General features: G+C 73.2%; 11 protein-coding genes. 5 read left to right on the forward strand and 6 right to left on the reverse strand.

The genetic code is table 11. The features are described from left to right. Genes ACFY1S_RS08280 through ACFY1S_RS08295 form a run of 4 tightly spaced genes read left to right on the forward strand, consistent with a single transcriptional unit; the run spans position 1 to position 4,052 of the window. A complete protein-coding gene (locus ACFY1S_RS08280) occupies positions 1-1,449 on the forward strand; it encodes a PfkB family carbohydrate kinase (protein ID WP_387114030.1) in 1,449 nt (482 codons plus the stop codon). Next, positions 1,446-2,135: an SDR family oxidoreductase gene (locus ACFY1S_RS08285; protein WP_387114032.1), complete on the forward strand. Its 690-nt coding sequence runs from the start codon at positions 1,446-1,448 to the stop codon at positions 2,133-2,135. Before ACFY1S_RS08280 ends, ACFY1S_RS08285 begins: the two co-directional genes overlap by 4 nt. After that, the gene (locus tag ACFY1S_RS08290) at positions 2,132-3,085 is read left to right on the forward strand and encodes a glycosyltransferase family 9 protein (RefSeq protein ID WP_387114034.1); all 954 of its coding nucleotides are present in this window, start codon (positions 2,132-2,134) and stop codon (positions 3,083-3,085) included. Before ACFY1S_RS08285 ends, ACFY1S_RS08290 begins: the two co-directional genes overlap by 4 nt. Next, positions 3,069-4,052 (forward strand): DNA topoisomerase IB, encoded by a 984-nt coding sequence (locus ACFY1S_RS08295; RefSeq protein ID WP_387114036.1) that lies wholly within the window; start codon positions 3,069-3,071, stop codon positions 4,050-4,052. Before ACFY1S_RS08290 ends, ACFY1S_RS08295 begins: the two co-directional genes overlap by 17 nt. A 115-nt stretch (positions 4,053-4,167) precedes the next feature. On the opposite strand, the gene ACFY1S_RS08300 is transcribed toward ACFY1S_RS08295, so the two are convergent. Together ACFY1S_RS08300 and ACFY1S_RS08305 are read right to left on the reverse strand one after the other, a co-directional pair. After that, entirely contained in the window at positions 4,168-5,202 is a 1,035-nt protein-coding gene (locus ACFY1S_RS08300; protein ID WP_387114038.1) for a helix-turn-helix domain-containing protein, read from the reverse strand. A gap of 9 nt (positions 5,203-5,211) precedes the next feature. Further along, the gene (locus tag ACFY1S_RS08305; RefSeq protein ID WP_364371392.1) at positions 5,212-5,973 is read right to left on the reverse strand and encodes a TetR/AcrR family transcriptional regulator; all 762 of its coding nucleotides are present in this window, start codon (positions 5,971-5,973) and stop codon (positions 5,212-5,214) included. Positions 5,974-6,054: 81 nt separating this feature from the next. Here ACFY1S_RS08305 and ACFY1S_RS08310 point away from each other — a divergent pair, with 81 nt between their 5' ends. Next, positions 6,055-7,638, forward strand: coding sequence for an MFS transporter (locus tag ACFY1S_RS08310; protein ID WP_387114040.1), 1,584 nt, complete (start codon positions 6,055-6,057; stop codon positions 7,636-7,638). Here ACFY1S_RS08310 and ACFY1S_RS08315 read toward each other — a convergent pair. The 4 genes from ACFY1S_RS08315 to ACFY1S_RS08330 all read right to left on the reverse strand — a co-directional run bounded on the left by ACFY1S_RS08315 (position 7,628) and on the right by ACFY1S_RS08330 (position 11,044). Next, on the reverse strand, positions 7,628-8,131 hold the full coding sequence (locus tag ACFY1S_RS08315; protein WP_387114042.1) for a hypothetical protein: 504 nt from the start codon (positions 8,129-8,131) through the stop codon (positions 7,628-7,630). The genes ACFY1S_RS08310 and ACFY1S_RS08315 overlap by 11 nt on opposite strands. Before the next feature lie 52 nt (positions 8,132-8,183). Next, entirely contained in the window at positions 8,184-9,815 is a 1,632-nt protein-coding gene (locus tag ACFY1S_RS08320; protein ID WP_387114044.1) for a RecQ family ATP-dependent DNA helicase, read from the reverse strand. A gap of 72 nt (positions 9,816-9,887) precedes the next feature. Continuing rightward, the gene (locus ACFY1S_RS08325) at positions 9,888-10,838 is read right to left on the reverse strand and encodes a TIGR03557 family F420-dependent LLM class oxidoreductase (protein WP_387114046.1); all 951 of its coding nucleotides are present in this window, start codon (positions 10,836-10,838) and stop codon (positions 9,888-9,890) included. An 80-nt stretch (positions 10,839-10,918) separates the two neighbouring features. Next, a complete protein-coding gene (locus tag ACFY1S_RS08330; RefSeq protein ID WP_334628212.1) occupies positions 10,919-11,044 on the reverse strand; it encodes a hypothetical protein in 126 nt (41 codons plus the stop codon). Positions 11,045-11,216 lie beyond the last annotated feature (172 nt).

Raw genomic sequence — 11,216 nt, forward strand, 5'->3', positions numbered from 1 at the left:
GTGAGGGGACCCGTGGTGGTGGTCGGGGACACCCTGCTCGACCGGGACGTGGAAGGGGTGGTGAACCGCCTCTGCCCGGACTCGCCGGTGCCGGTGCTCGACGAGACGGTGGCCACCGACCGGCCCGGTGGGGCCGGTCTGGCGGCGGTGTTCGCCGCCGCGCAGGGCGCCGAGGTGGTGCTGGTGACCGCCCTCGCCGACGACGCCGGTGGTGCCCGCCTGAGTGCCCTGCTCGCCGCAGCCGGCGTGCGGGTGTACCCGCTGCCCCTGTCCGGGGCGACGCCGGAGAAGATCCGGCTGCGGGCCCGGGGCCGGGTGCTGCTGCGCCATGACCGCGGCGGTGTGCCCGGCGAGCCGGGCCAGCCCTCCGAGGAGGTGTTGCGCGTGATCGGCGCGGCGTCGGCGGTGCTGGTCAGCGACTACGGTCGGGGGGTGGCCCGGCAGCCGGCGCTGCGCGACGCCCTCGCCGCCACCCGCGCGCCCGTGGTGTGGGACCCGCATCCGCGTGGCCCGGCCGCCGTGCCCGGCGTGCACCTGGCCACCCCGAACGAGTCAGAGGTGCGCGAGCTGGTCCCGGCTCTGCCCGGGACGTCCCGGCTGGCCGCCGCGTCCCGGGGCGCGCAGGGGCTGCGCCGGCGCTGGCGGGCCGGGGCGGTCGCGGTGACCCTGGGCGGGGACGGCGCGCTGCTCTGCCACGCCGGGTCGACGCCGCTTGTGGTGCCCACCCCGGGCAGCGCCGAGGGGGACACCTGCGGCGCGGGCGACCGGTTCGCGGCAGCCGCCAGCCTCGCCCTGGCCCAGGGCGCGTTGGTCTCCGAGGCGGTGCAGGCGGCCGTCGCGGAGGCGTCCGCGTACGTGGCCGGTGGGGGTGTCGCCGCGGCCCTGCCGTCACCGGCTGGCACCCGCAACCATCCGGTACGTGCCGCCGTGCCCGGCCCCGGCGGTGACCGGGTGGGCGTCGCTCCCGTCGCCGCGCTGCTGGCCGAGGTCCGTGCCGCGGGCGGCACGGTGGTGGCGACCGGGGGCTGCTTCGACCTGCTGCACGCCGGGCACGTGGCGACCCTCCAGGCCGCCCGGCAGCTCGGCGACTGCCTGATCGTGTGCCTCAACTCCGACGCCAGCGTGGCCGGGTTGAAGGGGCCGGACCGGCCGGTCATGTCCGAGGGGGACCGGGCGCGGCTGCTCGCGGCGCTGAGCTGCGTCGACGCGGTAATGGTCTTCGACGAGTCGACCCCGGAAGCGGCGTTGTCGTGGCTGCGGCCGGACATCTGGGTCAAGGGCGGCGACTACGCCACCGGGGGAGGGGACGCCGCGAGTCTGCCGGAGGCGGAGGTCCTGCGCCGGTGGGGCGGCAACACGGTGGTGGTGCCCTACCTGGACGGTCGGTCCACAACCGACATGATCGCCCGTTCGGTCGCGCCGGTGTCGACGCCGGAGCGGGTCCGATGACCGCCACCGGCCCGAGCGTCCTGGTCACCGGCGGCTCCAGCGGGCTCGGCGCGGCGGTGGTGGCCGCGGTCGCCGCCGCCGGCGGCCGGCCGCTCGTACTGGACCGGCAGCCGCCTGTCGACGGAGTCTCCTGGACCGAGTGCGACCTGGCCGACACCCGGGCCGCCGAGGCCGCGACGCGGCACCTCGCCGAGCAGGCCGGCGGCCTGGACGCGGTGGTCACGGCCGCCGGCATGGACGTGCCGGGCCGGCTCGCCGACGTACCGGGCGAGACGTGGGACCGGATCGTGGCCGTCGACCTGCTCGCGACGGCCGCCGTGATCCGGGCCGCGCTGCCGTTCCTGTTGACCTCCCGGGGCCGCGTCGTCACTGTCGCCTCCACCCTGGGCGTCAAGGCGGTAAGCGACGCCACCGCGTACTGCGCCGCGAAGTTCGGCGTGGTGGGTTTCACCCGGGCGCTGGCCGCCGAACTCGCCGGCCAGGTCGGCGTGACCCTGCTCATTCCGGGCGGGATGCGGACGGCGTTCTTCGACGAGCGGGACCCGCAGTACAAGCCGGGGCCGGACGCCATCCTCAACGACCCCGCCGACACCGCCGCGGCGATCATGTTCGCGCTCAACCAGCCGGCCGGGTGCGCGGTACGGGAACTTGTCGTCTGCGCCGAGCAGGAGACCTCGTACCCGTGATCCTGGTCCTGCGGGCCCTGGGCGTCGGCGACCTGGTCACCGCCGTGCCCGCGCTGCGGGCGTTGCGGGCCGCGTACCCCGGTCGGGAGCTGGCGCTCGCCGCGCCGGCCTGGCTGGCCCCGCTTGTCGACCTGGTCGGCGGCGTCGACCGGCTGGTGGACACCGACGGTCTCGACCGGCCGGTGCGGGTCGGGTCGGCGCCGCGCGTCGCCGTCAACCTGCACGGGCGCGGCCCCGGATCGCACAGTTTGCTGGCCGCGACCCGGCCCGGGCGGCTGCTCGCCTTCGCCAACCAGGAGGCTGGCTTTCCCGCCGGACCGGAGTGGGTCGAGCGGGAACACGAGGTGGACCGCTGGTGCCGGCTGCTGTCCTGGTACGGCATCCCGGCCGACCGCGCCGACCTCGGCCTGCGCCGGCCCGAGCCGGCGGGACTGCCCACCCGGGCCACCCTGCTGCATCCGGGCAGCAAGATCCCCGCGAAGCGCTGGCCCGCGGACCGGTTCGCGGCACTGGCCCGCGCCCTCACCGACCAGGGGCACCGGGTGCTGCTCACCGGCTCGGCCGACGAACGGGCTATCGCCGTACGGGTGGCCGACGACGCCGGACTGCCGGCCGAGGCCGTGCTCGCCGGGCGGACCGACCTCGGCGCGCTCGCCACGCTGGTGGCCGACGCCCGCTTGGTGGTCAGCGGAGACACCGGGGTGGCGCACCTCGCCACCGCGTACGGCACCCCGTCGGTGGTGCTGTTCGGGCCGGTGCCGCCGGCGCTCTGGGGGCCGCCACCGGACCGTCCCCGGCATCGCGTGCTCTGGGCCGGCGAGATGGATTGGCCCAGCTGGGACGGGGTAGGAAGCCACCCGATGCTGGCGGCCCTGGGCCTCGACGAGGTGCTGGCCGCCGTGGCCGAGGTGGAACGGGTGGTGCGGGTTTCCGGTGCGATTGCGGCGTAGCGATCCGGGCCGGCCGGGATACCGGCGTCGCCGGCGCGGCAAGGGCTGGCTCTTTCTCGACCCGGCCGGCGACGCGGTCAGGGACCCCGACGTCCTGGCCCGGCTGCGGGACCTCGTCATCCCGCCGGCCTGGCAGGACGTGTGGATCTCGCCGTACCCGAATGGGCACATCCAGGCGACAGGCATCGACGCGGCCGGCCGCAAGCAGTACCTCTACCACCCGGTGTGGCGGGAGAAGCAGGACGAGGCGAAGTTCGACCACATGCTGGAGGTGGCGCGGCGGCTTCCGGCGCTGCGCGAACGGGTGGGCCGGGACCTCGACGGACGGGGCCTGGGCCGGGACCGGGTGCTCGCCACGGTGGCCCGGCTGCTGGACATGGGGATGTTCCGAGTAGGCAACGAGCAGTACGCGGCCGGCGACGACCCGACGTTCGGGGTGTCCACCCTGCGCCCCGAACACGCCCGGACCCGGGGCGGCTGCGTGGTCTTCGAGTTCCCCGCCAAGGGCGGCATCGAGCAGGTACGCCGGATCGAGGACCCGGAGCTGTGCGGGGTGCTCGTCGACCTGCGTCGGCGCCGGCGGCGTGCCGAGCGGCTGTTCGGTTACTGGGACGGCCGGGAGTGGCGCGACGTGCGCAGCGACGAGGTCAACGGCTACCTGCGCGACGCCAGCGGCGGGGAGATGACGGCCAAGGACTTCCGGACCTGGCACGCCACGGTGCTCGCCGCGACCGAGTTGGCGACTGTCGGCCTGGCCCGTTCGGTGACCGCGCGCCGCAGGGCGGTGGCGGCCGTGATGCGTGAGGTGGCGGACCTGCTGGGCAACACGCCAACAGTGGCCCGTACGTCCTACGTGGACCCTCGGATCGTCGACCTCTACCACGACGGGGTGGTGGTGCCTGTCGACCCGGACGCGCCGCGCGAGGAGGCCGAACGGGTCGTGTTGGCGGCGCTGGAGAAGGCCTGAGCAGCCCGTCGACAATTGCCGGGACCACCGGGCGGCCGCCCGCCGCGAGTGGCGGCGGGCGCCTCGCCACGGCCCCCGTTGGCGGCCCGCCGGGCGACGGCCGGCCGCTGCGCTGTCAGTCTGCCGCAGGCGAGTTGACCACGGATGCCGGGTGGTTGACGATCCGTGCCGGATCCGAGGTGGACTCCCGGTACGTCTGTGGGCTGATGCCGTACGCCGCCCGGAACACCCGGCTGAAGTGGGCCTTGTCGGGAAAACCCCAGCGCGCGGCGATGACCTGGACGGGCTGGGTGCGCAGGGCCGGGTCGGCCAGGTCGCGTCGACACCTGGTCAACCGCAGGTCGCGGATGTACGACGCCACTGTCGTCTCCTCGGCCTCGAACAGCCGGTGCAGCGAGCGCAACGAGATGTGGTGGGCGTCCGCGACGACCCGGGGGCTGAGCGCCGGGTCGCCGACGTGGCGGTGGACGTACGCCTGCACCTGGGTGACCAGCGCCCGGCGGCGTACCTCGGTCGGCACCTCGTCCTCGGCGACCAGGTGGCGGCCGAGCATTGTGGTGGTCAGGTCGAGTCCGATCGCGCCGAGGCGGCCGGCGTCGGCGGCATGGTACTGCTCGGGATGCCCGGTGACCTGGACCAGGAACTGCGCCAGCAGCGCCCCGATGCCCTCGCTGCCGGACATCCGGCCGCCGTAGAGCGCGGCCATCCGGTGCGGCGGCAGCGGCAGCGCGGCGTGCGGGATCAGCGTGATGATCGAGGTCGCCCGGGTGCGTTCCGGCTCGATCGCGTGGTGGCAGACGTCGTGTGGCCGGGAGGCGTCGTAGAAGGTGAACTCACCGGCCCGGATCTCACTGTGGCGACCGTCCTGGCTGGACGTACCGACACCGCCGGTGGTGAGGGCGAGGACGTACAGCTCCGGGTCCGACTGCCGGACCAGTTTGCGGGTGCGGGTGGCGTCCAGTGACGGGTACTGGTACTCGACCAGTCGGATGGGGCCGAGGTCGACGAAGTCGGCGCGGGCGGCGAAGTCGTCGACGTGCGCGGAGGTGATCCGCAGTGGCGCCGAGGTGCGCGCGACCAGGTCGAGCCACATGCCGAACCGCTCGCCCGGGGGCAGGACTGTGGTGTCGACGGTCTGCCGGTGCAGCATCCGCGCCCCTCAGGACGCTCGTCGGTCGACGAGTGCCTCGATGCCGTCGAGGATCCGGTCGAGACCGAAGGTGAACTCGTCGTCGGGGTCGTCGTCCTGGTTGAGGACGCCGGAGGTCAGCACCCGGTGCAGTGCGGGGAAGCGCGCGGGATCGATGAGTCGGGCCACGGTACGACCGTACGCGGGCATCATCTCGCCGGGCTTGACGCCGGCCGCCCGGCTGCCCTCGGCGATCTGGGCGGTAAGCGTGGCCTCGTTGCGGACGTAGCCGGTGACCAGCAGGATCACCGACATCTTCTCGCCCGCGGCCAGGTGGGTGTCGTCGAGGCAGCGCAGCCCGTCCTCCAGCCAGCCGAGCTGCTGGGGGGTGATCGGCGGGCCGGTGATCGGCACGTGCAGCAGCCAGGTGCGGTGCCGCAGCACGTCGCGTTCGGCCCGGGCCCAGCGGGTCAGGCCGGCTCGCCAGCCGTCGCCGGGTGCCGCCGGGCCGGGCGGTGGGCCGTAGCCCGCGTCGACCATGAGCAGGAGCAGGTCGTCCTTCGAGCCGATGTGGCGGTAGAGGGCCATCGTGGCGGCGCCCAGTTCCTTGGCTACCCGGCTCATCGAGACGGCGGCCAGCCCGTCGGCGTCCGCCACCCGTACGGCGGCGTCCACGATGCCGGGCACGCTCAGCCCGGGGCGGGGCCCCTTGGGCGGCCGCTCGCGTAGCCCCCAGGCGCTCTCGATGGCCGGGGGGAGCGCCGGCCCGCTGTCGTCTTTCTTCGCCGCCACATGTCCTCCTTGCCTCGCCATCCTAGTTCTGCGTATGGTCTACGCATAACAGCGTACGGCATACGCAGAAAGGATCTGATCATGACGACGACGATCACACAGGCACCGAGGGCGGGCCGGCGGGAGTGGATCGGGTTCACGGTGCTGATGCTGCCGCTGCTCCTGGTGTCGATGGACGTGTCGGTGCTGTACTTCGCCGTCCCGTTCATCAGCGAGGAACTGCGCCCCACCGCCACCCAGCAGCTCTGGATCTTCGACATCTACGGCTTCGTGCTGGCCGGCCTGCTGATCACGATGGGCGCTCTCGGCGACCGGATCGGCAGGCGCCGACTGCTGCTGCTCGGCGCCATCGCCTTCGGCGCGGCGTCCCTGCTGGCCGCGTACGCCCACAGCGCCGAGACGCTCATCGCCGCGCGTGCCGTGCTCGGCATCGGCGGCGCCACCCTGATGCCCTCCACCCTCGCCCTGGTGCGCAACATGTTCCACGACGCCCGGCAGCGGGGCACCGCGATCGGCATCTGGACGGCCACGCTCACCGGCGGCATCGCGATCGGTCCGGTGCTCAGCGGCGTCCTGCTGGAGCACTTCTGGTGGGGCTCGATCTTCCTCATCAACATCCCGGCGATGCTGATGCTGCTCCTGCTCGCCCCGGTCCTGGTGCCCGAGTTCCGCAACCCGGCCGCCGGGCCGTTCGACCTGGTCAGCGCGGTCCTGTCGCTCGGCGCGCTGCTGCCGGTGATCTACGGCAGCAAGGAGATGGCCCGCGACGGCGTCGACGCGACGCGGGTCCTCGCGGTCGTCGCCGGCCTGCTGGTCGCGGCGCTGTTCCTGCGCCGGCAACGGACCCGGCCGTACCCGATGATCGACCTGGCGCTGTTCCGCCGACCCGGCTTCGGCGGGTCGCTCGCGGTCAACCTGCTGGCGATGTTCGCGCTCGTCGGTTTCGCCATCTTCACCACCCAACACCTCCAGCTGGTGCTCGGCATGAGTCCGCTGCGGGCGGCACTGTGGAGCCTCGTGCCGTCGCTCGCCGTCGGCGGTGTCGCGCCGGCCGCCGCCGCGCTCGCCCAGCGCGTGGAGCGGGCGTACCTGATCGGCGCGGGTTTCGGGATCGCGGTGCTCGGCTTCGTGGTGCTGACCCGGGTCACGCCGGACTCGCACCTGTGGCTGCTGCTGGCCGGCGCCAGCGTCTACGCGGGCGGCCTGGTGATGGTGATGTCCCTCGTCACCGAGCTGGTCCTCGGCGCGGCGCCGCCGGAGCAGGCCGGCGTCGCCTCCGCGCTCACCGAGTCCGGCAGCGAGCTGGGCGGCGCGCTGGGAATGGCGATCCTGGGCAGCGTGGGCGCTGCGGTCTACCGGCGCGAGGTCGTCGACGGTCTGCCCGCCGACCTGCCGCAGGGCGCCCGGGACACGGCTCGGGAGACGTTGGGCGGTGCGCTCGCCGTGGCCAAGGGGCTGCCGGGGGAGCTGGGTGACGCAGTGCTGCACGCCGCCCGGTACGCGTTCGCCGACGGGCTGCACCTGGCCGCCTACGCGGCCATGGCGACGATGCTGCTGGGAGCGGCGACCGCGCTGCTGACGCTGCGCGGTGTGCGGCCGGCCGACCCCGCGGCGGTGACCGCCGCCGAGCCGACCGGTACGCCGGTGTCGTCGGTCAGTCGGTGAGCACGTGCGCCAGACGGTCGCGGAACCGCCGCTCGGAGTCGCTTACCGTCTCACCGCCGATGCCGAGCAGCCCGCCGCTGGACGCCGCGCCCACCACCTGCTCGGCGATGGTGACCAGCCAGTGCTTGTACGCGCCGGCCTCGCCCTCGTCGACCCGGGCGGCCAGCAGCGCGGCGGCCTCGCCGGCCCGCAGCAGCACGTCGTCGATGTACGCCCGGGGTTCGGCGGGCTCGATGACAGGCAGTTCCGCACCGGTCTCCGGGTCACCGACCCGGGTCACGATCTCGCCGGCCACGGCGGCGACAAGCGGGCTGGCCGACTCCCGGCCGGCGGCGATGGTCTCCAGCCCGGCCGCGGTCTCCGCCATCGTCCGGCGGGTGCCGTCGGACTCGGCGGCGCTCGCGGCGGTCAGCACCGACTGCGGCAGACCGACGAGCAGCCCCCACTCCCCGTCGGAGAAACCAAAACCGGTGTACGCCGGCTGCTCGATCACGGCAACGCCCCTTCCGCCCTGCTCTGTGTGGTCAATCGGTGCCCGGGTCAGGCTAGTCCAGTGTCAGCAGGCCCTGTTCGGACACCACGCGCACGGACAGCGTCTTGTACCCGACCTCGTCGAACAGAACCGTCATCTTGTCGTCCTCGTAGCCGAGCACCATGCCGTGCCCCCACTCCGGGTGGCGGACCTGGCTGTGCACGGGGAACGGCCCGACCGCGCCCTGGTCGGCGACGCTCGTGCCGTTGTGGCAGTTGTCGCAGTGCGCGCAGACCTTCGTCATCTGCTCGCCGAAGTAGGCGAGCAGGGTCTGCCCCCGGCAGGCGGTGGTCTCGGCGAACGCCCGCATCATGTCGGTCCGCGAGCGGGTTACCGTCTGCTGCCGTTCGGCCTCGGCCAGCGCCGCCGCGGCGGCCTCGGCCGGCTTGGGGGAGTAGCGGGGTGCGCCGATGCGCTGACGGGCGCGCGGCTCGGCGGCGCCGACCTGCTCCAGCAGTGACAGGTACTGGCCCAGCTTGCGCGGCCCGAGTCCGGTGGCCTCGCGCAGTTCGGTCTTGGTGGCCGGCTTGCGGCGCAGCAGCGCGGCGAGGTCACGCAGTTCGGTCTCGTCGGGCAGACCGCCGCTGAAGAAGCGTTGCAGACCCACGTCCTCGACCTGCCAGAGCAGCAGCACCCGGGCCGGCTCGCCGTCGCGGCCGGCCCGGCCGATCTCCTGGAAGTAGCTGTCCGGCGAGTCGGGCAGCGCCATGTGCACCACCCAGGCGATGTTCGGCTTGTCGATGCCCATGCCGAACGCCGAGGTGGCCACCATGATCGGCACCTGGTCGGCGAGGAACGCCTCGTGCAGGTCGGCGCGCGGGCCGGCGGCCATCCCACCGTGGTAGAACTGCGCCGGGTAGCCGGCGTCGGTCAACCGGCTGGCCAACTCCTCGGCCGCCCGACGGGTCGGCACGTAGATGATCCCCGGCCGACCCTCGTCGCGCAGCAGGGTCATCAGGCGCCGCCACCGGTAGTCCTCGGTGGGGCAGTGCGCCACCTCCAGGAACAGGTTCGGTCGGTCCAGACCGGACACCACAAGCTCCGGGTCGCGCAGGCGCAGTCGGGCGATGATGTCGTCGCGGACCGGCGGGGAGGCGGTGGCCGTCAGCGCGACCACAGGCGGTCGGCCGATGCCCTCGATGAGGTGCCCGAGCGCCAGGTAGTCGGGGCGGAAGTCGTGCCCCCAGGCCGAGATGCAGTGCGCCTCGTCGATCGCCACCAGCGCCGGCTTGAGCGACTTCACCTCGGCCATCCGGTCGGGGTTGCTCAACTGCTCAGGGGTGATGAACAGGAACTCCGCCCGACCCTCGCGGATCTCGGCGATCGCCTCGGCCTGCTGGGTGGCCGACTCGTTCGAACTGATCCGCACCGCCCGCAGCTCGGGGCGCTGCCGCTCGTTGAGGGCCGCGATCTGATCCTGTTGCAGGGCCAGCAGCGGGGAGATCACCACGGTGGGGCCGGGGATCAGGCTCGCCGGGATCTGGTAGATCGCCGACTTGCCGGCGCCGGTGGGCAGGACCACCAGCGCGTCGCGTCGCTTCATCACCGCGCGCATGGCGGCCAGCTGGTTGGGCCGCAGCGCGTTCCAGCCGAACAGGCTGCGCGCCGCGCGGCGCAACGACATCGAATGCGTGGACAGTTTCATCGAGGGCCGGAGGTACCCGAGCCCATGACCGCCGAAACACTTTCAACGATCATGGGCTCGTAACTCGTCGTCTCAGCGCAGTCGGGGCAGGACCTCCCGCCGGTAGAGGTCGAACAGACCCTGGAAGTGGGGGCCGGTGTTGGCCACGTACACCTCGTCGAAGCCGGCCTTGGCGTACTTGTCGATCATCTCCAGGTGCGCCTCGGCGTTGTTTCCGCAGACGAACGCCTCCTTCATCATCTCCGGCTTGACCAGCTCGCCGGCCTGCTCGAAGTGCCGCGGCGAGGGCAGCACCTGGGACAGCTCACCGGGCACCCCGGCGTTGGGCCAGCGCTCGTACGCGATCCGCACGCCCTCGTCCTCGCTGTCCGCGTACGCCGCCTTGAAGCCGCCCTGGCACGGCTTGTCGCCGCCGCCGTTCTCGCGGAAGCGCCGGACCATGTCGCCGTCGGGCATGGTGCTCACGTAGCCGTCGCCGATGCGGGCGGCCAGGTCGATGGCCTTCGGGCCGAACCCGGAGACGTAGATCGGCGGGGGAGCGTCGGGCAGCGTGTAGATGCGGGCGTGCTCGACCGTGTAGTGCGTGCCGTGGTGGTTGACGAAGCCGCCCTCCCACAGCTTGCGCAGCACCTCGACGGACTCCTCGAGCATCTCCAGCCGGACGTCGGCCTGCGGCCAGGCGTCGCCGAAGATGTGTTCGTTGAGCGCCTCGCCGGTTCCGACGCCGAGGACGAACCGTCCGCCGTGCAGCACCGCGCTGGTCGCCGCCGCCTGCGCGATCACCGCCGGGTGGATCCGCACGGTGGGGCACGTCACGGCCGTCGTCACCGGCAACGAGCAGACCTGGCTGAGCGCGCCGATCATCGACCAGACGAACGGGCTCTGGCCCTGGGCGTCCACCCACGGGTGGTAGTGGTCGGAGATCCACAGCGCCTCGAAGCCGGCCTGTTCGGCGCCGCGCGCCTGCTCCAGCAACTCCTCGGGCGTGTACTCCTCACTGGACAGGAAGTAACCGATCTTCATGGTGTCCCCTTCGGCGCGCGTACCTGCTGATGTCCACGCGGTACCCCGACGCCCTCCGGTCACACCGGCGGCGCCGTTTCTCAGCGCTTGCCGAACATCGCCCGGATCGCGGCGAGCAGCAGCAGGGCGCCGACGACGAGGCCGAGCAGGCGTACGCCGGGGATGTCGGCAGGGCTCGTCGCGTCGGCCAGCAGGGCGGGATCCATTCCCGCACTCTCCCCGGGCCTGCGCACTCAGGCAACTGTAAGGTTTATTGACTATTCAATCGCTCGGTGTGACCATGGCAGCACCGCCTGCCCGGGCGGTGCGCCGAGGGCGCGCGAGAGATGGGGTACGGGTACCGCATGAGCGAGCGCAACCAGCGGGTCGGCGGGTACG

Source organism: Micromonospora sp. NPDC000663, from assembly GCF_042898105.1.
In the GTDB taxonomy this organism is placed as follows: Bacteria; Actinomycetota; Actinomycetes; order Mycobacteriales; family Micromonosporaceae; genus Micromonospora.